General features: G+C 36.5%; 33 protein-coding genes. 23 read left to right on the forward strand and 10 right to left on the reverse strand.

Going from position 1 to position 25,495, the window contains the following annotated elements; translation table 11 throughout:
- Positions 1-18: 18 nt before the first annotated feature.
- The 7 genes from ACZ2V4_RS05870 (at position 19) to dltD (ending at position 5,608) form a co-directional block, all read left to right on the forward strand.
- Positions 19-456: a DUF86 domain-containing protein gene (locus tag ACZ2V4_RS05870; protein WP_219494165.1), complete on the forward strand. Its 438-nt coding sequence runs from the start codon at positions 19-21 to the stop codon at positions 454-456.
- The gene (locus ACZ2V4_RS05875) at positions 443-1,228 is read left to right on the forward strand and encodes a TIGR01457 family HAD-type hydrolase (protein ID WP_219494166.1); all 786 of its coding nucleotides are present in this window, start codon (positions 443-445) and stop codon (positions 1,226-1,228) included. Before ACZ2V4_RS05870 ends, ACZ2V4_RS05875 begins: the two co-directional genes overlap by 14 nt.
- Positions 1,229-1,443: 215 nt before the next feature.
- Positions 1,444-1,575, forward strand: coding sequence for a teichoic acid D-Ala incorporation-associated protein DltX (locus ACZ2V4_RS05880; protein WP_283721788.1), 132 nt, complete (start codon positions 1,444-1,446; stop codon positions 1,573-1,575).
- Positions 1,576-1,590: 15 nt separating this feature from the next.
- Positions 1,591-2,997, forward strand: coding sequence for a D-alanine--poly(phosphoribitol) ligase subunit DltA (gene dltA / locus ACZ2V4_RS05885; RefSeq protein ID WP_219494170.1), 1,407 nt, complete (start codon positions 1,591-1,593; stop codon positions 2,995-2,997).
- Positions 2,997-4,208 (forward strand): D-alanyl-lipoteichoic acid biosynthesis protein DltB, encoded by a 1,212-nt coding sequence (gene dltB / locus ACZ2V4_RS05890; RefSeq protein ID WP_490514621.1) that lies wholly within the window; start codon positions 2,997-2,999, stop codon positions 4,206-4,208. Before dltA ends, dltB begins: the two co-directional genes overlap by 1 nt.
- Before the next feature lie 12 nt (positions 4,209-4,220).
- Complete coding sequence (gene dltC / locus ACZ2V4_RS05895) at positions 4,221-4,457, forward strand: D-alanine--poly(phosphoribitol) ligase subunit 2 (RefSeq protein ID WP_413474280.1); 237 nt, start codon at positions 4,221-4,223, stop codon at positions 4,455-4,457.
- Complete coding sequence (dltD, locus tag ACZ2V4_RS05900; RefSeq protein ID WP_420496418.1) at positions 4,454-5,608, forward strand: D-alanyl-lipoteichoic acid biosynthesis protein DltD; 1,155 nt, start codon at positions 4,454-4,456, stop codon at positions 5,606-5,608. Before dltC ends, dltD begins: the two co-directional genes overlap by 4 nt.
- A gap of 43 nt (positions 5,609-5,651) precedes the next feature.
- Here dltD and ACZ2V4_RS05905 read toward each other — a convergent pair whose 3' ends face one another.
- The gene (locus ACZ2V4_RS05905) at positions 5,652-5,894 is read right to left on the reverse strand and encodes a NifU family protein (protein WP_041635844.1); all 243 of its coding nucleotides are present in this window, start codon (positions 5,892-5,894) and stop codon (positions 5,652-5,654) included.
- A 100-nt stretch (positions 5,895-5,994) separates the two neighbouring features.
- Between ACZ2V4_RS05905 and ACZ2V4_RS05910 the strand changes: the two genes are divergently transcribed.
- Positions 5,995-6,303 carry a YuzD family protein gene (locus tag ACZ2V4_RS05910; RefSeq protein ID WP_219494174.1) on the forward strand — a complete coding sequence of 103 codons (309 nt, stop codon included), beginning with the start codon at positions 5,995-5,997 and terminating at the stop codon, positions 6,301-6,303.
- Positions 6,304-6,350: 47 nt separating this feature from the next.
- On the opposite strand, the gene ACZ2V4_RS05915 is transcribed toward ACZ2V4_RS05910, so the two are convergent.
- Positions 6,351-7,415 carry an NAD(P)/FAD-dependent oxidoreductase gene (locus ACZ2V4_RS05915; protein WP_219494176.1) on the reverse strand — a complete coding sequence of 355 codons (1,065 nt, stop codon included), beginning with the start codon at positions 7,413-7,415 and terminating at the stop codon, positions 6,351-6,353.
- Positions 7,416-7,573: 158 nt separating this feature from the next.
- On the opposite strand from ACZ2V4_RS05915, the gene ACZ2V4_RS05920 reads away from it, so the two are divergent.
- The 8 genes from ACZ2V4_RS05920 to ACZ2V4_RS05955 all read left to right on the forward strand — a co-directional run bounded on the left by ACZ2V4_RS05920 (position 7,574) and on the right by ACZ2V4_RS05955 (position 13,196).
- Positions 7,574-7,810, forward strand: coding sequence for a YuzB family protein (locus ACZ2V4_RS05920; protein WP_219494178.1), 237 nt, complete (start codon positions 7,574-7,576; stop codon positions 7,808-7,810).
- Between the two features lie 11 nt (positions 7,811-7,821).
- The gene (locus ACZ2V4_RS05925; protein ID WP_419895421.1) at positions 7,822-8,181 is read left to right on the forward strand and encodes a HesB/IscA family protein; all 360 of its coding nucleotides are present in this window, start codon (positions 7,822-7,824) and stop codon (positions 8,179-8,181) included.
- 138 nt (positions 8,182-8,319) lie between these two features.
- Positions 8,320-9,537 carry an NAD(P)/FAD-dependent oxidoreductase gene (locus ACZ2V4_RS05930; protein ID WP_490514622.1) on the forward strand — a complete coding sequence of 406 codons (1,218 nt, stop codon included), beginning with the start codon at positions 8,320-8,322 and terminating at the stop codon, positions 9,535-9,537.
- Positions 9,538-9,624: 87 nt separating this feature from the next.
- Entirely contained in the window at positions 9,625-10,104 is a 480-nt protein-coding gene (locus ACZ2V4_RS05935; RefSeq protein ID WP_283721780.1) for an NUDIX domain-containing protein, read from the forward strand.
- Positions 10,105-10,114: 10 nt separating this feature from the next.
- Positions 10,115-10,435, forward strand: a complete 321-nt coding sequence (locus ACZ2V4_RS05940) for a YuiB family protein (protein WP_283721779.1) — start codon at positions 10,115-10,117, stop codon at positions 10,433-10,435.
- Positions 10,436-10,445: 10 nt separating this feature from the next.
- A complete protein-coding gene (locus ACZ2V4_RS05945) occupies positions 10,446-11,414 on the forward strand; it encodes a hypothetical protein (protein ID WP_490514623.1) in 969 nt (322 codons plus the stop codon).
- A gap of 51 nt (positions 11,415-11,465) precedes the next feature.
- On the forward strand, positions 11,466-12,779 hold the full coding sequence (locus ACZ2V4_RS05950; protein ID WP_283721776.1) for a Na+/H+ antiporter family protein: 1,314 nt from the start codon (positions 11,466-11,468) through the stop codon (positions 12,777-12,779).
- 21 nt (positions 12,780-12,800) lie between these two features.
- Positions 12,801-13,196: a PaaI family thioesterase gene (locus ACZ2V4_RS05955; protein ID WP_283721775.1), complete on the forward strand. Its 396-nt coding sequence runs from the start codon at positions 12,801-12,803 to the stop codon at positions 13,194-13,196.
- 49 nt (positions 13,197-13,245) lie between these two features.
- On the opposite strand, the gene mnhG is transcribed toward ACZ2V4_RS05955, so the two are convergent.
- The 8 genes from mnhG to ACZ2V4_RS05995 all read right to left on the reverse strand — a co-directional run bounded on the left by mnhG (position 13,246) and on the right by ACZ2V4_RS05995 (position 19,490).
- Positions 13,246-13,587 (reverse strand): monovalent cation/H(+) antiporter subunit G, encoded by a 342-nt coding sequence (gene mnhG / locus ACZ2V4_RS05960; RefSeq protein WP_283720135.1) that lies wholly within the window; start codon positions 13,585-13,587, stop codon positions 13,246-13,248.
- Positions 13,559-13,861: a Na(+)/H(+) antiporter subunit F1 gene (locus ACZ2V4_RS05965; protein WP_012656481.1), complete on the reverse strand. Its 303-nt coding sequence runs from the start codon at positions 13,859-13,861 to the stop codon at positions 13,559-13,561. Before ACZ2V4_RS05965 ends, mnhG begins: the two co-directional genes overlap by 29 nt.
- The gene (locus tag ACZ2V4_RS05970; RefSeq protein ID WP_219494196.1) at positions 13,858-14,337 is read right to left on the reverse strand and encodes a Na+/H+ antiporter subunit E; all 480 of its coding nucleotides are present in this window, start codon (positions 14,335-14,337) and stop codon (positions 13,858-13,860) included. The genes ACZ2V4_RS05965 and ACZ2V4_RS05970 overlap by 4 nt, the downstream gene beginning before the upstream one ends.
- A gap of 1 nt (position 14,338) precedes the next feature.
- On the reverse strand, positions 14,339-15,820 hold the full coding sequence (locus tag ACZ2V4_RS05975) for a Na+/H+ antiporter subunit D (protein WP_490514624.1): 1,482 nt from the start codon (positions 15,818-15,820) through the stop codon (positions 14,339-14,341).
- Positions 15,810-16,151 carry a Na(+)/H(+) antiporter subunit C gene (locus ACZ2V4_RS05980; RefSeq protein ID WP_219494200.1) on the reverse strand — a complete coding sequence of 114 codons (342 nt, stop codon included), beginning with the start codon at positions 16,149-16,151 and terminating at the stop codon, positions 15,810-15,812. Before ACZ2V4_RS05980 ends, ACZ2V4_RS05975 begins: the two co-directional genes overlap by 11 nt.
- The gene (locus tag ACZ2V4_RS05985) at positions 16,151-16,579 is read right to left on the reverse strand and encodes a Na(+)/H(+) antiporter subunit B (RefSeq protein ID WP_219522166.1); all 429 of its coding nucleotides are present in this window, start codon (positions 16,577-16,579) and stop codon (positions 16,151-16,153) included. The genes ACZ2V4_RS05980 and ACZ2V4_RS05985 overlap by 1 nt, the downstream gene beginning before the upstream one ends.
- Positions 16,563-18,941 (reverse strand): Na+/H+ antiporter subunit A, encoded by a 2,379-nt coding sequence (locus ACZ2V4_RS05990; protein ID WP_490514625.1) that lies wholly within the window; start codon positions 18,939-18,941, stop codon positions 16,563-16,565. Before ACZ2V4_RS05990 ends, ACZ2V4_RS05985 begins: the two co-directional genes overlap by 17 nt.
- Positions 18,942-19,112: 171 nt before the next feature.
- The gene (locus ACZ2V4_RS05995) at positions 19,113-19,490 is read right to left on the reverse strand and encodes a kinase-associated lipoprotein B (RefSeq protein ID WP_490514626.1); all 378 of its coding nucleotides are present in this window, start codon (positions 19,488-19,490) and stop codon (positions 19,113-19,115) included.
- Positions 19,491-19,553: 63 nt separating this feature from the next.
- On the opposite strand from ACZ2V4_RS05995, the gene ACZ2V4_RS06000 reads away from it, so the two are divergent.
- The 7 genes from ACZ2V4_RS06000 to ACZ2V4_RS06030 all read left to right on the forward strand — a co-directional run bounded on the left by ACZ2V4_RS06000 (position 19,554) and on the right by ACZ2V4_RS06030 (position 25,383).
- The gene (locus ACZ2V4_RS06000; RefSeq protein WP_490514627.1) at positions 19,554-20,144 is read left to right on the forward strand and encodes a peptidylprolyl isomerase; all 591 of its coding nucleotides are present in this window, start codon (positions 19,554-19,556) and stop codon (positions 20,142-20,144) included.
- A 94-nt stretch (positions 20,145-20,238) separates the two neighbouring features.
- Positions 20,239-20,442 (forward strand): hypothetical protein, encoded by a 204-nt coding sequence (locus ACZ2V4_RS06005; protein ID WP_219494207.1) that lies wholly within the window; start codon positions 20,239-20,241, stop codon positions 20,440-20,442.
- A complete protein-coding gene (locus ACZ2V4_RS06010) occupies positions 20,426-20,680 on the forward strand; it encodes a DUF1871 family protein (RefSeq protein ID WP_413474291.1) in 255 nt (84 codons plus the stop codon). Before ACZ2V4_RS06005 ends, ACZ2V4_RS06010 begins: the two co-directional genes overlap by 17 nt.
- A 66-nt stretch (positions 20,681-20,746) precedes the next feature.
- On the forward strand, positions 20,747-21,115 hold the full coding sequence (ygs, locus tag ACZ2V4_RS06015; RefSeq protein WP_219494211.1) for a S1 domain-containing post-transcriptional regulator Ygs: 369 nt from the start codon (positions 20,747-20,749) through the stop codon (positions 21,113-21,115).
- A 131-nt stretch (positions 21,116-21,246) separates the two neighbouring features.
- Positions 21,247-22,791 carry an L-glutamate gamma-semialdehyde dehydrogenase gene (gene pruA / locus ACZ2V4_RS06020; RefSeq protein WP_283711578.1) on the forward strand — a complete coding sequence of 515 codons (1,545 nt, stop codon included), beginning with the start codon at positions 21,247-21,249 and terminating at the stop codon, positions 22,789-22,791.
- A gap of 60 nt (positions 22,792-22,851) precedes the next feature.
- Positions 22,852-24,045 (forward strand): ornithine--oxo-acid transaminase, encoded by a 1,194-nt coding sequence (locus ACZ2V4_RS06025; RefSeq protein ID WP_490514628.1) that lies wholly within the window; start codon positions 22,852-22,854, stop codon positions 24,043-24,045.
- A gap of 93 nt (positions 24,046-24,138) precedes the next feature.
- On the forward strand, positions 24,139-25,383 hold the full coding sequence (locus ACZ2V4_RS06030; protein ID WP_099482529.1) for a Glu/Leu/Phe/Val family dehydrogenase: 1,245 nt from the start codon (positions 24,139-24,141) through the stop codon (positions 25,381-25,383).
- The last annotated feature ends 112 nt before the right edge of the window (positions 25,384-25,495 follow it).

The following is a 25,495-nucleotide window of genomic DNA, read 5'->3' on the forward strand; positions in this document are numbered from 1 at the left end:
AGAAGTGGAGGCGATGGTATGTATTTCGTAGATAGAGAAGAACTCACATTAAAGTTAGCGTATATCAATCAATTATCACAAGTGTTAGAAGAGAGTGAAGGATACGCACTCGAGCGTATTGCGCATATGTTGATTGAGAGTGTTGTAGATGTAGGAAATATGATTATCGATGGATTTATTATGCGAGATCCAGGAAGTTATAAAGATGTATTGGATATCCTTGAAATGGAACAAGTAATTCCTGCACAAGATGCGCAGATGATGCGCGATACATTGTATTTAAGACAATGGTTTGTACGTGATTATATTAATATTGATCACAATGAAGTGAAGCGTGTATTTATGGAGAATATTGCAAGCTATAAACAGTTTAAAGCAAATGTGGATACATTTATCGAAAATGAATTAGGACCAGTATCAGCATTTGGAAAGGGTGGAAAAGTTGAAGAAGTATAAAGGTTATCTGTTAGATTTAGATGGAACGATGTACGCTGGCACACGCGTTATAGAAGGTGCAAAGGAATTTATCGAATATTTGTCGAATAATAATCTACCCTATCTCTTTGTTACAAATAACGCATCGAAACGTCCGGATGAGGTTGCTGAGAAATTAACGGATATGGGATTTATCGCAACGCCTGATAATGTTGTCACAAGTGCAATGGCAACAGCAAGTTATATCGCAGAAGAACATCCAGGTGCAAGTGTCTATGTTATTGGTGGTACTGGAATCAGACAAGCATTACAAGATGAACAGCTTGTTATTACAGATGATATTCATGTGGATTATGTCGTTATTGGCCTAGATGTAGACATCAACTATGAAAAATTATCTAAAGCATGTCTTGCTGTGCGTAATGGAGCTCGATTTATTTCGACAAATCCAGATACGTCTATTCCGACAGAACGTGGATTTTTACCAGGGAATGGAGCTTTAACGAGTGTGGTCTCTGTATCAACGGGTATAGAACCTAAGTTTATCGGTAAACCCATGGAAACAATTATGAATAAAGCAGTAGATATGATGCAATTACCGAAAGAAGAACTCGTAATGATCGGTGATTTATATATGACAGACATTATGAGTGGTATCAATGCAGGGATAGATACATTACATGTTCAAACAGGAGTCAGCACTTATGAACAGGTGATGGCAGAGCAAGTTCCGCCAACGCATAGTGTTAAAAACTTATTAGATGTTATTCGCATATACGAAACTGGTGAATAATATACGTGTGTTAATCATCAAAAGAAGAAAACAGAAGTATAAAAATACTATGAGAAATCATAGTATTTTTTTTGTGTCCAAATTATGAACAGGAAATTTATTGATTTTAAAGTTAAAAAATAGTAATATCAGTTATTGTAAATAAATTATTAATATAATTTTAATGTTTGAAATATAGTTGTAATATAATTAGGTGAGAATAAAGAGGTGAAGCCATGAAAGATACAATAAACGAGAATACTAGATTAGTACTCCTAACTTTACTTTATATTTCAATACTGTTCATGTTGTTCTGGATATACGCTGGTGGAAGCGTTGAGAATAACTTTATATACAATGAATTTTAATGTAAGAGGTGGAAAATGGATTTTCTAAAAACGTTTGAACAAGTTGTAAATCAGCAGCCAGAAAAAATTGCTTTTATTCATAGAGAGGAAACGATGACGTATCGTGCACTTGATTTATTAAGTGATGATTTGGGGCAGAAGTTATTACATTCGAAAAAACCACTCATCGTATACGGACATATGTCAAAATGGATGCTAGTAGGTATGATCGCATCACTTAAAGCTGGAATTGGTTATGTACCGATAGATGTGTCGATACCAAGTGAACGTATAGATAAAATAATCGATACAATCCAACCGGAATTTATCTTTGCGACAGAAGAATTAGCAACACCCATACAAACGATAACTCCAAGTGACGTTAAAGAAGAATACTATAATTTACCAGGTCTTAAAGCGGATGATGTAGCCTATACAATATTCACAAGTGGGTCGACAGGGATGCCAAAAGGAGTAACAATACTGAGTGAATCATTAAATGAATTTACAGAGTGGATGACATCTTTATACGAAACACAAGAAGAAAATTACTGGTTAAATCAGGCGCCTTTATCTTTTGATCTTTCGGTAATGGCCGTATACCCTTCACTAGCGACGGGAAGCACATTAGTGATGATTGACAAGGATATGATCAAAAAACCGATCGGCATTTATGAAACTTTAAAACGATATCCGATATCGGCGTGGGTATCTACGCCGTCATTCATGGAAATGTGTTTAATGCTACCGGAATTTGACGCAGTGCATCATAGTAATTTAAAGTATTTCTACTTCTGTGGTGAGGCACTCAAGCATAAGACAGCTGAAAGCTTAAAGTCCAAGTTTAATGATAGTCATATTTACAATACTTATGGTCCTACTGAAGCAACTGTTGCAGTGACAGGATTAGAAATAACTGAAGATGTACTGCACAAATATAACCCTTTACCTGTTGGATATGCACGACCAGGTGTTACATTATCTATTACCGATGATGAGCTGCACGTTCATGGTAATGCGGTAAGTACAGGTTATGTCAATGCGCCGGATAAGACTGCAGCGCAATTCTACCAAGATAAAGAACGTAGCTACCGTACGGGAGATAAAGCTAGACTTGAAGATGGACTATTGTTTATTGACGGGCGTATTGACTTTCAGATTAAACTGAATGGTTACCGTATGGAGCTTGAAGAGATAGAACATGTGATTACTGAGCAGGAAGGCATTAAGGCGTGTATTGTAACACCTGTTGAGAAACAAGGAAGAGTACAATACCTAATTGCCCATGTTGTTGCAATTAATCTTCAAGAAGCTACTGTTAAAGAAAAGCTAAAAAATGAATTGCCTGAATATATGATTCCAAGAAAGTTTAATGTGATTGATCAAATTCCTATGACTGCAAACGGGAAAGTAGATCGCAAAGCACTATTAGGTGATCGATAATGATACCTTATGGAGATTTTCAGTTTTTCTTTATAGCATTAGCACTATTGGTACCTGTCATAGTACTCGGTTTCTGTGGAAGAAGGAACCATTATTATAATTGGGTTGTTACAGTTATCATGCTGGTTTTAATCTTTAAAGATCCTAACAAGAACCTTTTTGGCATATCGATACTGTCGTTTGAGATGATTAGCTTTATTATATATATCATCTATCAACTTATTATAATTAGTAGTTATTTAAAGTTAGTAAAGCACAAAAATACCTTATCTTTGTTTATTATCTTTTTAGTGTTATCTATTGCCCCGCTGGCAGCTGTAAAAGTAATTCAAAGTTCACTATTTGGTTTTACAGGTCATCTAGGTGAATTTTCTATTAAATCATTAATTGGATTCTTAGGGATATCCTATATCATGTTTAAATGTATTCAAATAATTATGGAAATAAGAGATAGACGCATCAAAACACTTAATTTATTTGAAGTACTGAAGTTCTTAACCTTTTTTCCGACGATCTCTTCCGGTCCTATTGACCGATATAAACGATTTAATAAAGATATTGCGAGAGAGATAACTCAGGAAAAATATTCTGATCTTTTACAAAAAGCAATTCATTATATTTTTATTGGATTTTTATATAAATATATCATTGCGTATTTTATTAACCAGAAAGTAATATTGAATATAACTTTTGAGAATTCAGATTTATGGATGAAGATTATCTATATGTATGCTTATAGTTTCTATCTCTTCTTTGATTTTGCGGGTTACAGTTTATTTGCCCTTGCATTTAGTTATATTATGGGTGTTGAAACACCACCGAACTTTAATCAGCCTTTTAAAGCAAAGAACATCAAAGATTTCTGGAATAGATGGCACATGTCACTGTCTTTTTGGTTTAGAGACATGGTGTATATGCGTTTTGTATTCTTTATTTCAAAGAATAAATATATTAAGAATAACTTTACGACAAGCAATATAGGTTTTATGCTGAACTTTCTTATCATGGGTATCTGGCATGGCATTGAATGGTTTTATATAGCATACGGAATATACCACGGTATCTTATTTGTACTATATGGTTATTATGAACAATACCGAAAGAAACATCCTTATAAGTTACCAGTAAAAGTAGTTGATTTCATAGGAATTCTGATTACTTTCCACGTTGTGGCATTTGGATTTTTAATTTTTTCAGGAAAACTATTTTAGGAGTGAAGAATAATGGAATTTAAACAAGAAGTATTAGATGTAATCGCAGATGTAGCAGAAAACAATATTGTAAAAGAAAATCCGGACGTAAGAATATTTGATGAGAATATTCTTGATTCGTTTGCAACAGTCGGATTATTACTTGCATTAAATGATCGATTAGATATGGATCTCACAATCACCGACTTTGATCGTGATGAATGGGCAACACCAAACATGATAGCAGATGTATTAGAAGAATTAAGATGATTAAAAAGTTCTTACCGGCAATCATTGCCATTAGTCTATTTGTAGTTTTTTTAGCAATGCCATCTGACTATCTAAAAAGATATGTTCCTTTTAAGACAGTAACCGGTGATGGTGTCAATTTAAATGAAATAACATTTAAGGGAAGTGCGATTCAGACAGAGATGTTCGAAGATAAGAAGTTCTACCCGATATTTGGTTCAAGTGAACTTGAGAAACGTGATCCCTTTCATCCGACGCATATATTCAAAGAAAAGAAATTCGGTAAGATCCCTTTTCTTATTGGGACAGGTGGATCTACCGACTTAATTCACGCCATTAATATTGGAAGTCATGCTGGGCATATCGAAAACAAAAAGTTTGCAATTATCATTTCACCACAATGGTTTACAAAAAAAGGACTGGAAGATAATAATTTTTCTGCACGATATTCTCAATTACAATTAGATAAACTATTGAGCAATCCAAATCTATCTCCAGACTTAAAGCATAGGATGAGTAAGAGATTAATGCATTTTTCTGCGACTAAGGATGATGAACAAGTTAATGTGTATGCAAATAGTGAAGCGGATAATAGCGAAGTTTCAAGGGGCATCTATGAAAATCTTATGGAGAAAAATGATATTGTTAAATCAAAGTTCATGATTCCTGGAAATCGATTTAAAAAGAGAAAGCATCTCGATCTAGAACACAAATCTTGGGAAGAAATCAGAGATTTAGCAGTGAAATTTGGAAGTAGGCATGCAACTAACAATCCATATTTTATGAGAAATGAATATTTTGATATGATACAAAAACATCAAAAAAAATTATATAGAAATGGTGAGTTTTATATCAACTCTCAAGAATTTAACGACTTACAATTATTGCTTGATATTTTAAAGGAGAGCAAATCAGACCCGATATTTATCTCTATTCCTGCTAATGGAAAATGGTATGATCATATCAATATTCCACAATCTCAAAGACAGCCAGTATATGATAAAATCAACAAGAAAATCACTTCAGCTGGATTTAAACTCTATGATTTAAGTGATAAGGAGTACGAACCATATGTATTAAGTGACGCAGTACATATCGGCTGGAAAGGATGGGCGTATATAGATGAACAGATGGACAATCACATTCATCATCGTCCAATAACAACCCCGTAAGTAAAATAAAATCCCAAATCAACAGTGTTGATTTGGGATTTTATTAAAATACTTGTTCAACCTCAACGACGCCAGGCACTTCTTCAAGTAATGCGCGTTCGATACCTGCCTTTAATGTGATTGTAGAAGAAGGACATGTACCACATGCGCCAAGTAAACGTAATTTTACGATACCATCTTCGACATCAACTAATTCGCAGTCGCCGCCATCTCTTAAAAGAAATGGACGTAACTTTTCAAGCACTTCATTGACTTGGTCAAACATTGTTTGCTGTTCAGTTGTCATAATAACTCCTTTCCAAGAGTATTACTATGTAATTACTCATTTCTTTAGTATAATCAATATAGCATATTTTAATGAAAAAATTAAGGGGGATGGCTTATAAATGATAAATGTTATCATCTATGGTGCCGATGTTGTGTGTGCAAGCTGTGTCAATGCACCGACGTCAAAGGATATTTATGACTGGATTCAGCCAAATTTAAAACGGAAATTTCCAGAGCTCGCATTTAATTTTAATTATATTGATATTAATAATAGTTCTAATTTAACGGATCATGATGAAAATATCATTGAACAGATTAACAATGATGAATTATTCTATCCACTGATTACGATGGATGATGAGATTGTTGCAGATGGTTACATTCAATTGCCGCAAGTAACAAAGTTTGTAGCGCAACATTACCGTTAAAGTATTAACGGATAGTATAAGAACCCATCAAATGATGGGTTCTTATATTATCCATTATGATATTTATATAACCAGAGTACACCTGACTTCATAAGTCGTGCAAGTCTTCCTGTAACGGTTTTTTCCATCAAGAATGCAAAGCCTTCTTTATCTCCTAATGAGCCCATGAACCCCTGAATTTTAAGTTCTGGCATTGTTTCAGGTAGCGATTTATTCTGCCATATATGTTTCATGACATCAACAATCTGTTCTGCTTGAAGTTCCGCAAGTTGTGCACTTGGTGCATGTGGTAGTGCAGCACAGTCGCCTACTACGAAGACATTGCGATGCTCAGGTATTTGGTGATACTGATTCACTTTTACACGATTACCTTCAGCAAGTTCGACAGGTAGTGTACGAACTAATTCTACAGGTTGGATGCCTGCAGTCCAAACGCAAATGTCTACATCATAGGTGATGTCATTATTATAAAGTTTCCCTGGCTCCACCTTAACAACATTGGAGTTCGGTATCACTTCAACGTCATTCTTATCGAACCATTTCTTTACATATGTACTCAACTTCTCTGGGAATGCAGGAAGTATGCGTTCACCACGATCAAATAATCGAATCTTAAGATCCTTTCTTGATTCTCGTAGCTCACTTGCAAGTTCTATCCCACTTAAACCGGCGCCTACAATTCCAACGCAGCTGCCATTTGGTAAGTCAGCGATCGCCTGATATGTTTTGCGTGCTTTCGTCATCGTCTGAATACTGTAGGTATATTCTTCAGCGCCTGGTACGTTGTGATACTTATCTTCACAGCCGAGTCCAATAACGAGTTCATCGTAATCTACATGATTTTCACCGAGTGAAATAATCTGTTTATCCAAGTCAATATGTGTTACTTCCCCGAAGACAATATTCAGACGTTTGTCCTTTGGGAATTCTACACGTACATCTTTATCCGATTCCGTTCCAGCTGCAAGTGCATAGAACTCCGTCTTAAGTCCGTGAAATGGTATCTTATCAATCAAAGTAATATTGTACTCATCCGGTAACGTATTAGGCAAAAGACGTTGCATAATACGCATATTACCGTATCCCCCACCAAGTAACACTAAATTTTTCATTGTATTCTCCCCATTTATAAGTCAAAGTTCTATAGTTTTTGTACAATTTAAATTATAATATAGTTTGACTTTAATTTATAGCCATTGTAAGTTTCTCGCTATAAAAAAACTTAATGATTCTTGATAAGTAATAGTTATCATGAAAAAAGGATGATCAGATGAATCCAATCGTAGAATTTTGTATTTCTAATTTAGCTAAAGGTGGCCAGGTCGTTTTTGATGAGTTGTCTCAGGATGAGCATCTGGACGTACTTGAATATGGCTGTCTGACTTATTGCGGGCAATGTAACGAGAGTCTATATGCACTGGTTAATGGTGATATCGTTACTGGTGAGACGCCTGAAGCGTTAAAGAAGAATATTTATCAGCACATAGAAGAAACATGGATTTTTTAGGAGGTAATGCAATGTCAACAGTAATATTAACAGAAGCAGCAGCATATGAAGTAAAATCGATGATGCAACAAAACGGTATGCCAGAAGGTTACTTAAGAATTTCAGTCAAAGGTGGGGGCTGTACCGGATTATCATACGGTATGAGTGCAGAGGAATCACCATCGGATAATGATGAAGTATATGATTTCTATGATGTAAAGGTACTTGTAGATAAAGCCGATGCACCGATATTGAAAGGAACAACTGTAGATTTTAAACAATCATTAATGGGGGGCGGCTTTGCAATCGAGAATCCGAATGCAATTGCTTCATGTGGTTGTGGCAGCTCGTTCAGAACGAAAGACGTCGCTGGTACGCCTGAGAACTGTTAAGCAGTTTTTATTTTGCTTGTATATGCTTGAATTCAAAGTGTAAAAGGATTATTATAAAAGATGGAACACTTAAAATTATATTTGTGACATATATCACAAGATTATTGGAATAAAATTATATAAGAATGGGTGAAATCGATGGGTTTTGAGAGAAAGAGAGTTGTGATTTTAGGTGGAGGTTACGCTGGATTACAAACAGCTACTAAACTTCAAAAATTAGTAAGTTCACAAGATTGTGATATTACGCTTATTAATAAGAATGAATATCACTATGAATCAACTTGGTTACATGAAGCATCTGCAGGTACACGTGCATATCAAGATTGTCTATATCCGATTGCGAGTGTTTTAAATCAGTCTAAAGTTGACTTTGTTACTGCTGAAGTTACAAAGATTAACAAAGATGAAAAGACAGTTGAAACGTCTAAAGGTACGTTCAATTTTGATATTTTAGTCGTAGCATTAGGTTTCGAATCTGAAACATTCGGTATCACTGGTATGAAAGAACATGCCTTCCAAATCGAGAATATCAATACTGCACGTCGTATTGCTACACATATTGAAGAGCGTTTTGCGCATTATGCAAACAGCGCAGACAAAGATGATAAGGACTTAGCAATCTTAGTTGGTGGTGCAGGATTCACTGGTATCGAATTATTAGGTGAACTTGCTGAACGTATTCCTGAACTGTGTAAAGAATACAATATCGATCAGTCTAAAGTTAAAGTGACATGTGTAGAAGCAGCACCAAAGATGTTACCGATGTTCTCTGAAACATTAGTGAAATATGTTGTAGATTATCTTGAAGCACGTGGTGTTGAATTCAAGATTGCAACACCTATCGTTGCAGCAAACGAAAATGGTTTCGTTGTTAAAGTTGACGAAAAAGAAGAACAACTTTATGCAAACACAGTAATTTGGGCTGCGGGTGTACGTGGTTCTAAATTGATGGAAGAATCATTTGACGGCGTTAAACGTGGTCGTATCATAATTCGTGAAGATTTACGTATCGACGGTTACGATGATATCTTCGTTATCGGTGACTGTTCAGCAGTGATGGCTGGCGAAGGTGACAACAAACGTCCATTGCCAACGACAGCTCAACTTGCAATGCAACAAGGTGAATTTACTGCAGATGCAGTTAAACGTTTATTAAACAATGAGAAATTAGCTACTTTCGAATATGATGATAAAGGAACAGTATGTTCTTTAGGTTCACATGATGGTGTAGGTGTTGTATTCGGTAAAGAAATTACTGGTAAGAAAGCAGCATTTATGAAGAAATTAATCGATACACGTGCTGTATTCAAAATTGGTGGTACAGGTGTAGCGTTCAAAAAAGGTAAATTTCTATAATTGCTATAGAATTTGTACTAAGAATCTAAGTTTGTAGGGATGGGATGCAATGTCCCATCCTTTTTATTTATATAAAGTGGTGAAGAGATGAAAAGAGATAAAGTATGGCTTGGCGTTAGTGGCCTTGTAATAAATGAGCAAGGTGAATGGCTTGTCGTTACGAAACAATATGGGGGTATGAAAGGAATGTGGAGCTTTCCTGCAGGTTTTGTCGATAATGGAGAGACTGCAGACCAGGCAGTATTAAGAGAAATATATGAAGAGACGGGTATTGAAGGTTCTGTTGAAGGTGTAATTGGATTACGTACAGGGGTAATTAAAGATATCATTTCAGATAATATGATCATCTTTTTAGTACGTCCTGCACATACAACGATTCGTCAAGACATTCCTGACGAAGAGATTAAAGATGTACAGTTCCGTAGCACTGATGATTTATATCAAGATGATCACTGTAGCCCCATGGTTAGAGCGCTGATTGATGAAATGCAGGAACCTTTGCGTTTAAAGAGTACGACTTCACCGGGCCCACAGTTTAACTATACACATTATCATTTATTTTTATAGGAGGATTCAAGTGACAGCATTATTACAATTAATTATATCTACTATCTTGTTTTTTGTATTGTTTTTCGGAATAGCGTTTATTCTCAATATGCTGTTAAAATCTACGTGGATTATGACAGCGCTTTATCCTTTTGTCGTATTTGCGATTGTGGATAAGATTTCTACAGCAGATTATATACTGAAACCAAAATTTGCATTCAACCAGCTTATACGTGGAATCACACATTTGATGCCTGCCGATATTCTAATGTTATCCGGTGGACTCATCGGTGCAATTACTGCAGGGTTTGTGATTCGCAATTTACGTCGTAACGGTTACAGTATGTTTTAGAGGTGAACAGATGAATAATGAAATTAAGGCACATATAGCAAGCTATATGTGTTTTTTACCATCACAAATAAGCCAGTTGAAACCTTATATTGATAACGACATATTTAATGATATTAAGACGGTATATCCGTTGCATAGTAACGAAATTATCATCAGAGAAATTAATGGTAAGCGTTATACTTTAATTCCATGTGGTAATTTAAAACACTACCAATTCAGTGATGTAAGAAAGCTGATGCACAAGATTAATACGCTTCACTCAATACATGTAGAAGTGAGCGTTGATTTCACATTGCTCTCGCATTATCTTGACAATGAATTGGTCAGCATGATTTCAGAACTGATACAGAAGAAGCAAAAGAAAGAGGTAATAAAAGCTGAAACGATGCTTTATGATGCAGCGGTATATCATCATAAAGCATTTGAAATCGAACGTTATTTTCCGCTCTCTTATGACAAAATAGAGCATGTAGAAGAAGTGATCGGAGATAATGAACGACTCTATATTATTATTAGTCAACCGGAAAGTGCGCTCTATCATGTTGAACTGAAGCATGAAGATATGATAAAGATAGTTTATCAGTCTGATACACAATTAGCGACGAGAATTGCATATAATAACCGTCTGCTTGAAATCGATGCACCCGTACCATATGCTATCATCTATGATGCACTCAGTTATGCAAAGCAATATAGAAAAAAGCCCATAATTCTGACGCACCTTAACGACGAAGCATGTATAACAATCAGTGGAACATCAAGCACATATATCGATACTTTGATTGGTTTATCACTTCCTATTCGCTTTCGTTATGATATGGCAGCAGCGGAGTCTGTACTGACAGAGGCTACAGCAGGAAAGTTGCTGTTTGATGAAAGTAAATGGTTTCACTGGATTGATCTCGGACAATATTGGAATTTGACAAGCTATTATCAGTATATTTTAAATAAATTAGTTAAATCGGTTGACGAAAAGTAAAAATTACTTTAGTATGCTAATATATTAGAGAACTAAAGTGAGGTTGAGAAGATGAATGCAGTTTTAATCGCAGTACTTGTAATGGTTATATTAAGTTTATGTCGACTGAATGTCGTGCTGTCATTATTTATCGGTGCACTAGCAGGAGGGCTTGTTTCTGGACTCGGGATAGATAAGACGATCGTTACCTTTACAGGAGGAATTGTCGACGGTAGTGAAGTTGCACTGAGCTATGCATTGCTCGGAGGGTTTGCAGCGATATTATCTTATAGTGGTATTACAGATTATTTCGTTGAAAAAATTATCAATATGCTTAAAAGGGATAACACAGTAAAGACAAGAACAGTTACGAAAGTGACGATACTTGTGTCACTGATTAGTATTGCATGTATGTCTCAGAACATTTTACCGGTACATATTGCCTTTATTCCAATTATTATTCCGCCACTTTTAAGTTTATTCAATGAACTCAAAATCGATAGACGATTAATTGCGGTAATCCTTACGTTCGGATTAAACTTTCCGTATGTGCTGATGCCATATGGTTTCGGTTATATCTTCCATGGCATTATCAAAAAAGGTTTTGATAAAGCAGACCATCCTATAGAAATGAACCAGATTTTCCCTGCGATGATTATTCCATCGTTAGGATTTGTTATCGGGTTAATACTAGCGTTTATAATATTCAGGAAACCACGCGAATATAAGAGGGTTCAATTTAAAGAAGAGGCTCCGAGAAAAGCATTGAAACCATACGTTGTCATGGTTTCTATAGTAGCAATTGCTGCAACCTTTCTAGTACAGCTTACGACAGAATCCATGATTTTCGGTGCACTGGCTGGGATTCTAGTATTCTTTCTGTCATTTGCATTTGACTGGAAGACACTTGATGACGAACTTGTCTCAGGCATCAAGATTATGGCATATATCGGTGTCGTCATGCTCACAGCGAATGGATTCGCCAGTGTAATGTCAGCAACAGGTGATGTTGAACGTTTAGTTGCGGGTATGGTAGACTTTACAAGTGGCTCAAAAGTATTGACGATTATATTTATGTTAATCGTCGGACTGATTGTAACACTTGGTATTGGATCATCATTTGCAACCATTCCGATTATTGCAGCATTATTTATTCCACTTGGTGAATCTATCGGTTTATCAACTGCGGCAATAATCGCAGTTATCGGTACGGCCGCTGCTTTAGGAGATGCAGGTAGTCCTGCTAGTGATTCTACGTTAGGTCCAACCGCTGGATTGAATATGGATGGTCAGCACCATCATATTTGGGATACATGTGTACCGACATTCCTATTATTTAATATTCCGTTAATTATTTGTGGGTTTATCGCTGCAATGATATTATAGTTAAAAACGATAGGAGTCTATATGGAAGCGATTCATCAATTATTTGAACAGAACAATTTATTGAACCACTTAAATATGAAGTTTCACTCTTTCGATGGTCAGACGATAGTACTTACGATGCCAGTCATTGAAGAAGTGACGCAGCCTTTTGGCTATCTCCATGGAGGTGCGACTGTCGCCTTATGTGAAACAGCCGCTTCACTCGGGTCAAAACTTCTCGCTTCAGACGATGAAATTCCGCTAGGATTAGAAATCAATGCCAATCACATCAGAAGTGTGAATAGCGGGATAGTAGAAGTACGTGCGAGCATCGTCCACAAAGGTCAGTCTGCACATGTTTGGCAGATGGAAGTAGTTCAAGGCGAAACACTGATCAGTATTAGCAGAGCGACCATTGCAATCAAGAAGAAGAAATAAAACAAACGCATCCGTTAAAGTTACGGATGCGTTTGTTCTCTATTCTGATTTATTTAACGTCCTTTAAATCATCTCTAACTGTACTATCCGTATACTTCGTACCACTGTAATAGGCACTGCGCATAATAAGATGAGATCCAATAGGTCCTGTCGTAAAGATAAATAAAATTGCAAGAAGTAATGTCGGTTCAAAGTGATGATCTCGTGCCAGAAAGTGTAAGAAAACACCGAACATCATAAACATGACACCTAGCGTTGATGATTTACCTGCAGCATGCGCTCTTGTATACACATCAGGAAGACGAATAAGCCCGATTGCACTGACACATGACAGCAGTGCACCAATCATAATAAAGATAATGCTAATGATCTGTACGATTGTTACGATCATATTCAACGATCTCTCCTTTTTGCATAAATTTCGCAAACGCTGTTGTACCTAAGAAAGCGAGAACTGCGAGTAGCATGATAATACTAATGAAATACTTTGTATTTAATAATACTGAAAATAAGGCGATCATTGCCATCAGTGAAATGCCTAATGCATCCAGACCGACCACGCGGTCTGCTAGTGTAGGACCTTTTATTACACGGTAAAGTATTCCGAGCATCGCAAAAGAAACGAGAATCAGTGCGATAATAATTATTAAATCCATATTGATCATTGGATACCAATCTCCTTTATCGCTTTTTCAAAAGACTGTTTGATCCCTTCACATTCAGATTCGATATCACTAAAATCAATCGAATGAATATAAAGTTTAGATTTATCATCACTCACAGCAACAACGACTGTACCAGGTGTAAGCGTGATGAGCAGAGATAATAGGCTAATCTCCCAGTCTTTTCTTAGAGACGTCTCATATGTGAAAAATGCAGGTTTTATATCGATTTTTGGTGACATAACAATCTTTAAGACACCGATATTTGCTTTAAAGAGTTCAATAATAAAAATTGCAAATAATCGTAATACTTTAAGAAACGGAATGAGATAAAATCCACCTGGTAGGAATGGACGCATAATATACAGTGCAAACAATCCAAACAGATATCCTAATATTAAATTGCCAAGTGAAGCTGAGCTGGTCATGATCACCCACATGATCATTAGTCCGATATGAATAATAAGTTGTATTGCCATATTATTTCACCCCCAGAGCTTTAACGTAAGACGCTGGATTATAAATATGCTCAGCTGCAGTCGCTATATACGGATAAAGTTGTTCACTGCATAATCCAAATAATACAGCCACTGTTGTCATGATAACAGAAGCAATCAGCATTTTATGATAAGGTTTGGTTTCATATACAATTCCCTTATCATCACCGAAAAATACCATGATAAAGATTTTTATAACAGAGAGTAGTACGATTAAGCTACTGATCAAAATGATAAGTGCACTTGCAGTATAACCTTCTATAAAGGCCGCTTTTACGATAAAAAATTTACCGAAGAATCCACTGAGTGGTGGAATACCAGCTAAGCATAAAGCTGCAATAAAGAATGTCCACCCGAGCACAGGATAGCGTTTAATTAATCCGCTGATATTTCTAATATCTGTTTCTCCTGTGATCTTAATGATCACACCGACTAGCATAAAGAGACTTGCTTTAATGAGCATATCGTGAATTAAATAGTATATGCCACCGATTGTAGACTCTTTTGTAAATATGACGATACCCATAATAATTACACCGACTGCAATCATAATGTTATAAATAATAATCTTCTTCATATCGAAATATGCAATCGCACCGATACAGCCGAATATTATTGTGAGCAGTGCAAGGACAAGTAATATATTTGTTACTGCAGGTCCTGAATAACTGAAGAACAAGCTATATGTTCTATAGATTGCATAGACACCGACTTTCGTAAGTAATGCCCCAAACAATCCTAGGATTGGTATCGGCGGTGCATAATAAGCGCCCGGTAGCCAGAAATAAAGTGGGAACATTCCCGCTTTCGTTGCAAATATGAAGATAAATAGAATAGATACAACGATAATAATATCCTGATCCTGGATCGTTGATATTCTATTGCTGATATCTGCCATGTTCAGCGAGCCGACTACAGAATAAAGCATCCCAATTGCCAGCACGAAAAAGGCAGAAGATGTGACATTGACCAAAATATATTTAATACTTTCCTGTAGCTGTATCTTCGTTCCTCCGATGATCATCAGAACATAGGAAGCAATTAAGAAAACTTCGAAGAATACGAACAAGTTAAAGATATCTCCTGTTGTAAATGCACCGTTAAGTCCCGCAAGCATAAACATTACAGAAGTATAGTAATAATAAGTTTCACGATCTTTTCCGATTGTCTGGAAAGAGTAGAAGATCATGAGCAATGTAATAAATGTAGAAGTTACTACAAGAATTGAAGCAAACATATCAGAAACAAGGACGATACTATAAGGTACTTTCCAGTTCCCGAGCTCTAGATATGTCGTTCCATTCTTGTATACATGAAAGAACTGTATCACAGCAGCAATAAGTGTGATTAATGTGCCGAAAAAAGCCACCATACGCTTGATGATTGGACGTTTACCAATCAGGATTAATATAATTGCGGTAATTGCGGGCAGAATGATCGGCATTATAACTAAGTTACTCATCATCCGGCACCCCCTTAAAATCAGCTACGTTATCAGTTCCGAGTTCTTTATAGCTACGAAAAGCGAGTACAAGGAAAAATGCAGTTACGGCAAAGCTGATAACGATAGCTGTTAAGATCAGTGCCTGTGGAATAGGATCAACATATATTTTATGCTTTCCGGAATAAATCGGAGAAGCAGCATTTTTTAAAGTGCCGCTAGTAAGAAGCAGCAAATTGACTGCGTGCGAAATAATTGAAGAACCAATGATAATTCTAATTAAACTTTTAGAAAGAATTAAATAGACACCAGCAGCAACTAATATGCCGCTTAAAATAATTATTAATATTTCCATTATTCATTCTCTCCAATCGTTAAGATGATTGTCAGTGTCGTTCCGATAACGACGAGCATTACCCCGATATCGAAGAATAATGCTGTATGATAATGTATTGCGCCAAGTACAGGTACATGTAGTTCGCCAAAAGAATGCGTAAAAAATGGTTTGCCCTGCAATAAACTGATAAGCGGTGTCGCATAGCAAAATATAAGTCCGATACCGATTACTTTTTTGAAGTCAATTGGCAGGATGCGATATAAAGTCTTAATATCATAAGCGATTAATATGATCAGTAACGCAGCAGAAATTAATAATCCACCAACGAAACCACCACCTGGCAAATAATGTCCGTTCATAAATATAGAGAATGCAAACATTACAATGATGAAGAAGACGACAAGCGTACAGAATTGTAATATCACATCATTATCTTGTTTCTTCATTATGTTCACCTCTCGTCTTTCTTAATCTGACTAGTGTATAGATACCGATTCCTGCAATGGCGAGCACACTTGATTCAAATAATGTATCAAAACCACGGAAATCCACGAGGATAACATTGACCATGTTTTTTCCTGCTGCAAGATCATATACATTTTTGATGTAGTATTCAGAAATAGATGTAAAGTGTTTATTGCTATAAGATACTAATGCAATGAGTGACACGATTATACCTGTAGCAATGGCAATGATAACATTTGTAACTTTAAATTTTTTTTCCTCAACGTGACGGTATTCCTTAGGCATGTGATAGAAACACATCAGAAATAAAGCGGTTGAAATGGTTTCGATTGACAACTGTGTGAGTGCAAGGTCCGGCGCTTTAAAGAATACGAAGAGTAAAGCGATTGAATAGCCTATCGCACTCAGCATTATAATACTGAATAATCGCGACTGAGCCTTTAATATCATTATCGTTGCAATAACGATGATTAATATAAGCACAAGTTCATACAGTCGAATACTGGCAATGGATTCAAAGTATATTGAGAGATCAGTTTTTAAAAACACATACACAGACATCAATAATAATGTTGAGAAAATACTTAAAATGCTGAAACGAATAGAGTGATAGACAAGTCTTCTATTCACTTCGTAGCTGAGCTTTTGTGATTGATCTAATACAATATTATATACGTTATTCAACTTTAATTGCGCAGGCCATAACTGGTAAACCTTCTGCCACTTCGTAATAAAGTAGAGCAGGACACTACCAATAACAATGATTGCCAGCGTAATTAAAAGAGGCGTATTAATACCATGGAAATGATGGATCTGTTTTAACGTAACAGTATCGTTCACAATTGCACTTGTTGCTGATTGCAATAACGGGCGGAACATATCCGGTAATACTGATATTATCAACATCACTGAAATAAGTATAATCGGTGATAATAAAAAGAATATCGGTGCTTCGTGTGGCTTCTTTTCAGTTTTGTTTTGGGTTTTGTTAGGTAGGAACACATCTTTAATCAGTTTTAAAGAGTAGATAAATGTAAATATACTGCCGACAAACATCAATAGTAGTAGGAACCCGCTTAGTAATGTATTAAATAACCCATGTTCTGCTGATAATAATACAGATTCTAAAAACATTTCCTTACTTATAAATCCATTAAACGGGGGCACACCAGCCATGCTGAGTACACCTAACGTTGTAAGTGTAAATGTTATTGGCATGATAAACATTAAGCCGTTGAGCTTATGAATATTACGCGTCCCTGTTTCATGGTCGATAATACCGACGAGCATAAACAGTGCACCTTTAAATGTTGCATGGTTCAATATATGGAATACAGCCGCAGTAACTGCAATATAATACGCTGTTTCATGTCCTGCTTTTAAACTGATTGACCCAATACCGAGTAAGCTCATGATAAGTCCGAGCTGACTGACTGTACTAAAGGCTAAAATACCTTTCAAATCAATTTGATTGACTGCTTTAATAGAAGCAAAGCACATTGTGAATAATCCAACGATAACGATTGCATATGTCCATGTATTACTCACTGCAAATAATGGTGTAAATCTTGCAACTAAATAAATGCCGGCTTTAACCATCGTTGCAGAATGCAGGTAAGCACTGACAGGTGTCGGTGCCTCCATCGCATCTGGTAACCAGATGTGGAATGGAAACTGCGCAGATTTTGTAAATGCTGCAAGTAGAATAAGGATAGCAGCTAACGTGAACAATGAGTGTGACTGCACTTTTGTTGCTTGGATAAACATATCAGAAATAACAGGTGTTCCTGTAATACTGATTAGGATGCTCAACCCACCAAGCATCATCAATCCGCCAAACACTGTAATCAGCATTGACTTCAATGCCCCGTCGGTTGATTTCTCTTTGTGGTACCAGAATGATATAAGCAGGAAGCTTGAGATACTTGTAAGCTCCCAGAATAAATAGAGCGATAAGACATTGTTGCTTGTTACAACGCCTAACATTGCCCCCATAAACAACAATAAGTATGTATAGAAACGACCGAGCGCTTCCTCTTTATGCAGGTAATGAATCGAATAAAATACAACAAGCGTTCCAATGATTGAGATGAGTAATGTAAACAGCAATGCCAAGCCATCAAGACGGATATCAAAGTTGAGACCGATACTTGGCATCCAGGTGAAGTGTTTGTTGATGGGTGCGTGCATCACTGTTTGAATTAACGATAAAAAGTAGAGTGACGCGATAACAGGTACAAGTAACACAAAATAGCCTGTATGTATGCCTTTTATATACTTTGCCAAAATGCCAGGTAAAAGACTAGCGAAGATTGGAAGTAATACGATTAATAATATAGACATCGATTGAACCTCCTTTAAATTTCATATTCTCTATTATACAGAAAAATGTGAGTTTATTAACGACACTGCTTGGAATGAAATATCATTGTACATATAAAATTCATATTTCTTTAAATAAGAAGAAAACATATTTCCAAATTCAAAAGTTCACGAAATTGTAACAATATAACTTTAAAATTTAACTTTATATTGTCTTTCATATTCTCCCTTTAAATTTCGAAGCATTGCCAATGACTGCTGATTAAATGCACTATCCTCTTTATTAAGTTTGTCTTCCATCTTACTGATAGCATTACGGAGTGATTCTTCATAGGATAGAGGAGCTGCTTCATAAGGCTTCAATAAATTTTTATCAACAATGCGTTTTTCTTTGAAGCTTAGTGCACGGCGTTCATGGAAAAAGACATTTTCCACTTCGTTACGGTTATGTAGATCACCTTGAGTGGGGTGGGTGATAACGTTTATAACCTGGACAAGTTCGCCGTTTGGTCTTGATCCCAGATGTTCTACAATATAAATTCCTGTTTTATGCATTAGTCTAAAATACATATTCATCATCCTTTATGTTAAAATGGTTTATTGTAAACATCATATCATGAAGGAGAGAGAAAAATGACTAATTTTCCTCAATTAAGTACAGAAGTTTCTGAAAATGAAAAACTCGTAACAATGCATACAAATAAAGGTGTAATGAAGTTTAAGTTATTTCCTGAAATTGCACCAAAGACTGTAGAGAACTTTATTCAGTTATCACAAAAAGGATACTATGAAGGCATTACGTTCCACCGTGTGATCAATGACTTTATGATTCAAGGTGGAGACCCAACTGGTACTGGCATGGGTGGAGAAAGTATTTATGGTGACAAATTCGAAGATGAATTTTCTATGGAAGCTTTCAATCTATACGGTGCATTATCGATGGCAAATGCAGGGCCGAATACAAATGGTTCACAATTCTTTATCGTACAGATGAAACAAGTGCCGGCACAAATGTTATCACAATTAAAGCAAGGTGGCTGGCCAGAAGAAATTGTTGATGCATATGCTGAACACGGAGGAACGCCATGGTTAGACCAGAAGCATACGGTATTTGGTCAGTTGGTTGAAGGTGCAGATACGTTAGAAACTATTGCAGCAGTAAAAGTAGGCGGGCAAGATAAACCTCTTGAAGATGTGATTATCGAACGTATTGAAATACAATAATTAATCATTCATAAGTCATGAAATCGTCATGACTTATGATTTTTTTTTATATCCATCATGTTATAATAATAAAAATTAGGAGTGTGAAGTTATTATGATGGAATTTCTATATTTCCCTGAAAATAAGTGGGAGTATATACCTGCAGTCATTTCGCTGATCTTTTTTATGGTTCTTGCTTATATCACATATCGTTTCTTTAAGAAGAATTCAGAAGCGGAAGAGAAAAAGTTAAAAGCATTTGAAGCAGAAGTTATGCAAAGATTAAAAGAGGATAAAGACCATGAATCCAGAATTTAATATTAAGATGTATCAAATTTTAAACCAATGGAATCCGATGCAGCTTGAAGATGCAAACGAGGGCGATATGGAGTATTACGAAATCATGGATATCATTCATCAGAAACTGCCTTACAAAATCACAATTGAAAAGATTCAAGATGTCTTCCTATTCAGTTTTGACACATCTCTTTCTGAAACAGAAATAGCAGATGTTCTGGTACAAATATATGCATTAGATCAATCATGTGAAGTGTAGACTTCACATGATTTTTTTTAATGATTTAATTATGATAAAATAAGCTTAAGAAAATGAGGGATGAAGATGAAGAAGACATATAAAAAGGGACAATTTATAAAAGTAAAGGTTACAGGCATTCAGCCATATGGTGCATTCGTTGAAACTGAGGATCATACTGAAGGTCTGATCCATATCTCAGAAGTAATGAACGATTATGTCCACAATTTAAATTTGTTGCTATCAGTAGGACAGATTGTGAAGGTTAAAGTATTGAATGTTTCAAGAGATGGGAAACTCAACTTAAGTTTGAAAGAAAATGAATACTTTAAGAAACAAGAAAGAAAGAAAACGAAACGTTCGGTACTGGAGCAGCTCAATGAGCCTGAATCTATTGGTTTTGAGACACTTCAAGAACGTTTACCCGGGTGGATAGAACGCGGATTAAAGCTATAATTTTTATTCGCGAACATGTATAAATAATTTTTGTAAAATTTCGAGCATTTAGGGTTGAACTATTGAAAGAAATTGTTCATTATATGTATGTAAGGGTTTTCTAACCATAATACTAAGGGGGAAAATATTAAATGATTTCGTACAGACATGAACCTTTTACAGATTTCACTGTAGAAGAGAATAAACAGGCGATGCTAAAAGGTATCGAAACAGTAAAAGGATATTTAGGAGAAGACTATCCGCTCATTATCGGGGGTGAGCGTATCTTTACGGATAATAAAGTACGTTCATATAATCCGGCGAATCGTGAAGAAACAGTCGGTAATGTATCACAAGCAACACAAGAACATGCTGAACAAGCAATGAAAGTTGCTAAAGAAACATTCAGAACATGGAGAAATACAGACCCTAAAATGCGTGCAGACATCTTATTCCGAGCGGCTGCAATCATTCGTCGCCGTAAACATGAATTCTCAGCGATCATGATTAAAGAAGCTGGTAAACCTTGGAACGAAGCGGATGCAGATACAGCTGAAGCAATCGACTTCCTTGAGTTCTATGGACGTGAAATGTTACGTCTTAAAGATGGCGTAAAAGTTGAGAGCCGTCCAGGTGAATATAACCGTTATGACTATATCGCTCTAGGTGTGGGTGTTGTTATTTCACCTTGGAACTTCCCATTAGCAATCATGGCAGGAACAACAGTTGCACCTCTAGTTACGGGTAACACTGTACTACTTAAACCTTCAAGTAATACTTCGGTTGTTGCATATAAGTTTATGGAAGTATTAGAAGAAGCGGGTATGCCTAAAGGTGTAGTAAACTATATTCCAGGTTCAAGCCGTGATATTGGGGACTTCATCGTAGATCACGTAGATACACGCTTTGTCTCATTTACTGGGAGCCGCGACGTTGGCGTTCATATTTATGAGCGTGCAGCGAAGGTTCATGAAGGTCAATTAAACTTAAAACGTGTCATCGCTGAAATGGGTGGTAAAGATACAATCGTTGTTGACTCTGAAGCAGACATTGAATTAGCAGCAGAATCAATCGTGAAATCAGCGTTTGGTTTCTCAGGTCAGAAATGTTCTGCATGTTCTCGCGCAGTCATCGTTGAAGATGTATACGATGAAGTTGTTGCATTAGTTAAAGAGAAAACTGAAAAGTTATCTGCAGGGAACCCAGAGACGAATGAACATTTCATGGGACCTGTCATCGATGAGAAATCATTAAATAAAATTAAAGAATACATTGAAATCGGTAAATCTGAAGGACGTTTACTTGTAGGTGGAACAACTGAGGAGTCAGTTGGAAACTTTGTAAATCCAACAGTTTTCGTTGATCTAAAACATGATGATCGCTTAATGCAGGAAGAAATCTTTGGTCCTGTTGTCGGAATTACTAAAGCGAAAGACTTCACGCAAGCAATCGAATTTGCAAATGATACAGACTACGGTTTAACAGGTGCGGTTATTACAAATAATCGTGAACATCTAGAACAGGCACGTCGTGACTTCATGGTAGGTAACTTATACTTCAACCGTGGATGTACAGGTGCAATCGTTGGATACCAGCCATTTGGTGGATTTAAGATGTCAGGTACAGATTCTAAAGCAGGCGGACCGGACTACTTAGTACTGCACATGCAAGGTCGTACAACTTCCGAAATGCTTTAATCTATATAAAATCTAAACAGTAGTGCGCCGCACTACTGTTTTTAAAAAAGGGGAATAATAATGACTAAATCTCAAGATATTATCGAAATTACAAATCATTACGGAGCGCCAAACTATCATCCGCTACCAATCGTGATCTCAGAAGCTGAAGGGATATGGGTAAGTGACCCGGAAGGCAACAAATATATGGATATGTTATCAGCGTACTCAGCGGTAAACCAAGGACACCGTCATCCAAAGATTATTCAAGCATTGAAAGATCAGGCTGACCGTGTGACATTAACTTCACGTGCTTTCCACAGTGACCAATTAGGTCCCTGGTATGAAAAGATCTGTAAACTTGCAGGTAAAGAAATGGTATTACCAATGAATACAGGTGCAGAAGCAGTTGAAACTGCAATTAAAGCAGCACGACGCTGGGCTTATGATGTTAAAGGTGTAGCGAAAGATCAAGCTGAAATCATTGCGATGAAAGGAAACTTCCATGGTCGTACGATGGCCGCCGTATCATTATCAAGCGAAGCAGAATACCAACGTGGCTATGGTCCGTTATTGGGTGGCTTTAAACTTGTTGAGTTTGATGATATCGAACAGATTAAGGCGGCTATAACACCGAACACTGCTGCGGTATTACTTGAGCCAATTCAAGGCGAAGCAGGTATCAATATTCCTGAAGATGGATTTTTAAGACAAGTGCGCGATGTATGTACTGAAAACAATGTATTATTTATCGCCGATGAGATCCAGGCAGGCCTTGGACGCTCCGGTAAGATGTTTGCTACAGATTGGGATAATGTAGTCCCTGATATGTATATTCTAGGTAAAGCATTAGGTGGGGGAGTATTCCCAATCTCATGTGTATTAGCTGATAAAGAAATCTTAGAAGTGTTCAATGCAGGTAGTCATGGTTCAACATTTGGTGGTAATCCGTTAGCGTGTGCAGTTTCAAATGCAGCATTAGATGTATTAGTGGATGAGAAGTTAGCAGAACGTTCCTTAGAATTAGGAGAATACTTCCAGTCCAAATTAAAAGAAATTGACAACCCAGTAATCAAAGAAGTTCGTGGTAAAGGATTATTTATTGGTGTTGAATTAAATGAAGCAGCACGTCCATACTGTGAACAACTTAAAGAACTAGGGTTACTATGTAAAGAAACACATGACACGGTCATCCGCTTTGCACCCCCTTTGATCATCTCTCAAGAAGATTTAGACTGGGCGATCGACAAAGTACAACAAGTATTTTCAAAATAGTTGGTAGCGTTTTCAATTTTAGACTTTTAAAAGTTTTTTAATATGTTACAATTAACAATGTAGAATTATAGAATATAAAAAGAGGCGAATAAAATGTCAGAAACTACTAACTTAGTGTCATCTACACAGGAAATTATTCATGAAGCTTTAGAAAAATTAGGGTTTGATGAAGGTATGTATGATTTAGTGAAAGAACCATTACGTCTATTAACAGTACGTATTCCAGTACGAATGGATGATGGTTCGGTTAAAACTTTCACGGGTTACCGTGCTCAGCATAATGATGCTGTAGGTCCTACTAAAGGTGGGGTACGTTTCCATCCGGATGTTGATGAAGATGAAGTGAAAGCTTTATCAATGTGGATGACATTAAAATGCGGTATCGTTGATCTACCATACGGTGGGGGTAAAGGGGGTATCGTGTGTGATCCACGTCAGATGAGTATTCATGAAGTTGAACGTTTATCTCGTGGTTATGTTCGTGCGATTTCTCAAATCGTAGGTCCAACGAAAGATATTCCAGCACCGGACGTATTTACAAACAGTCAGATTATGGCTTGGATGATGGATGAATACAGCATGATGGATGCATTCAACTCTCCAGGATTTATTACAGGAAAACCGATTGTACTTGGAGGATCACAAGGACGTGACCGTTCAACTGCATTAGGAGTAGTAATTGCGATTGAAGAAGCAGCAAAACGTCGTGGTAAGCAGATTAAAGATGCTCGAGTAGTTATACAAGGTTTCGGTAATGCAGGAAGTTTCTTAGCGAAGTTCTTATATGATGCTGGGGCTAAGGTTGTCGGAATTTCAGATGCATATGGTGCTTTACATGATCCGAATGGTTTAGACATCGATTATCTATTAGATCGTCGTGATAGCTTCGGTACAGTAACGAATCTTTTTGAAGATACAATTACTAATAAGGAATTATTCGAATTAGATTGTGACATTCTAGTACCAGCTGCAATTTCTAACCAGATTACTGGTGATAATGCACATGATATTAAAGCAGATATCGTAGTTGAAGCTGCAAATGGTCCAACAACACCTGAAGCAACTAAAATTTTAACTGAACGCGGCATTCTACTTGTGCCAGATGTACTTGCAAGTGCAGGTGGAGTTACAGTATCGTACTTTGAATGGGTACAGAATAATCAAGGCTATTACTGGACAGAAGAAGAAGTTAATGAGAAGTTAAGAGATAAGCTTGTAACTGCATTTGATAATGTATATACATTATCACAAAACAGAAATATTGATATGCGTCTAGCAGCATACATTATCGGTATTAAACGAACAGCAGAAGCCGCACGTTACCGTGGATGGGCTTAAGATTAATAAATATATAAAACCGAGCATATTTGTTAGGCACTGCACCCTTACTAAGGGAGCTCAATAAAAACACTATTTTCTAGGCTGCTAATTTCCTATATTCTATAGGGGA

This window comes from Macrococcus sp. CoH-51_TC_04 (assembly GCF_058188655.1).

Bases quoted from the DNA above. Each gene is read 5' to 3' on its own strand.
- ACZ2V4_RS05975 (WP_490514624.1), bottom strand. From the start codon at position 15,820: ATGATGAGTAACTTAGTTATAATGCCGATCATTCTGCCCGCAATTACC.
- ACZ2V4_RS05950 (WP_283721776.1), top strand. From the start codon at position 11,466: ATGAATGCAGTTTTAATCGCAGTACTTGTAATGGTTATATTAAGTTTA.
- ACZ2V4_RS05995 (WP_490514626.1), bottom strand. From the start codon at position 19,490: ATGTATTTTAGACTAATGCATAAAACAGGAATTTATATTGTAGAACAT.
- ACZ2V4_RS05880 (WP_283721788.1), top strand. From the start codon at position 1,444: ATGAAAGATACAATAAACGAGAATACTAGATTAGTACTCCTAACTTTA.
- ACZ2V4_RS05970 (WP_219494196.1), bottom strand. From the start codon at position 14,337: ATGGCAATACAACTTATTATTCATATCGGACTAATGATCATGTGGGTG.
- ACZ2V4_RS06010 (WP_413474291.1), top strand. From the start codon at position 20,426: ATGAATCCAGAATTTAATATTAAGATGTATCAAATTTTAAACCAATGG.
- pruA (WP_283711578.1), top strand. From the start codon at position 21,247: ATGATTTCGTACAGACATGAACCTTTTACAGATTTCACTGTAGAAGAG.
- ACZ2V4_RS05955 (WP_283721775.1), top strand. From the start codon at position 12,801: ATGGAAGCGATTCATCAATTATTTGAACAGAACAATTTATTGAACCAC.
- ACZ2V4_RS06000 (WP_490514627.1), top strand. From the start codon at position 19,554: ATGACTAATTTTCCTCAATTAAGTACAGAAGTTTCTGAAAATGAAAAA.
- mnhG (WP_283720135.1), bottom strand. From the start codon at position 13,587: ATGATCGTAACAATCGTACAGATCATTAGCATTATCTTTATTATGATT.
- dltB (WP_490514621.1), top strand. From the start codon at position 2,997: ATGATACCTTATGGAGATTTTCAGTTTTTCTTTATAGCATTAGCACTA.
- ACZ2V4_RS06025 (WP_490514628.1), top strand. From the start codon at position 22,852: ATGACTAAATCTCAAGATATTATCGAAATTACAAATCATTACGGAGCG.
- ACZ2V4_RS05910 (WP_219494174.1), top strand. From the start codon at position 5,995: ATGATAAATGTTATCATCTATGGTGCCGATGTTGTGTGTGCAAGCTGT.
- ACZ2V4_RS05980 (WP_219494200.1), bottom strand. From the start codon at position 16,151: ATGGAAATATTAATAATTATTTTAAGCGGCATATTAGTTGCTGCTGGT.
- ACZ2V4_RS05920 (WP_219494178.1), top strand. From the start codon at position 7,574: ATGAATCCAATCGTAGAATTTTGTATTTCTAATTTAGCTAAAGGTGGC.
- ACZ2V4_RS06005 (WP_219494207.1), top strand. From the start codon at position 20,239: ATGATGGAATTTCTATATTTCCCTGAAAATAAGTGGGAGTATATACCT.
- ACZ2V4_RS05925 (WP_419895421.1), top strand. From the start codon at position 7,822: ATGTCAACAGTAATATTAACAGAAGCAGCAGCATATGAAGTAAAATCG.
- ACZ2V4_RS05935 (WP_283721780.1), top strand. From the start codon at position 9,625: ATGAAAAGAGATAAAGTATGGCTTGGCGTTAGTGGCCTTGTAATAAAT.
- ACZ2V4_RS05930 (WP_490514622.1), top strand. From the start codon at position 8,320: ATGGGTTTTGAGAGAAAGAGAGTTGTGATTTTAGGTGGAGGTTACGCT.
- ACZ2V4_RS06030 (WP_099482529.1), top strand. From the start codon at position 24,139: ATGTCAGAAACTACTAACTTAGTGTCATCTACACAGGAAATTATTCAT.
- ACZ2V4_RS05990 (WP_490514625.1), bottom strand. From the start codon at position 18,941: ATGTCTATATTATTAATCGTATTACTTCCAATCTTCGCTAGTCTTTTA.
- ACZ2V4_RS05905 (WP_041635844.1), bottom strand. From the start codon at position 5,894: ATGACAACTGAACAGCAAACAATGTTTGACCAAGTCAATGAAGTGCTT.
- ACZ2V4_RS05870 (WP_219494165.1), top strand. From the start codon at position 19: ATGTATTTCGTAGATAGAGAAGAACTCACATTAAAGTTAGCGTATATC.
- dltA (WP_219494170.1), top strand. From the start codon at position 1,591: ATGGATTTTCTAAAAACGTTTGAACAAGTTGTAAATCAGCAGCCAGAA.
- ygs (WP_219494211.1), top strand. From the start codon at position 20,747: ATGAAGAAGACATATAAAAAGGGACAATTTATAAAAGTAAAGGTTACA.
- dltC (WP_413474280.1), top strand. From the start codon at position 4,221: ATGGAATTTAAACAAGAAGTATTAGATGTAATCGCAGATGTAGCAGAA.
- dltD (WP_420496418.1), top strand. From the start codon at position 4,454: ATGATTAAAAAGTTCTTACCGGCAATCATTGCCATTAGTCTATTTGTA.
- ACZ2V4_RS05945 (WP_490514623.1), top strand. From the start codon at position 10,446: ATGAATAATGAAATTAAGGCACATATAGCAAGCTATATGTGTTTTTTA.
- ACZ2V4_RS05965 (WP_012656481.1), bottom strand. From the start codon at position 13,861: ATGATCAATATGGATTTAATAATTATTATCGCACTGATTCTCGTTTCT.
- ACZ2V4_RS05915 (WP_219494176.1), bottom strand. From the start codon at position 7,415: ATGAAAAATTTAGTGTTACTTGGTGGGGGATACGGTAATATGCGTATT.
- ACZ2V4_RS05985 (WP_219522166.1), bottom strand. From the start codon at position 16,579: ATGAAGAAACAAGATAATGATGTGATATTACAATTCTGTACGCTTGTC.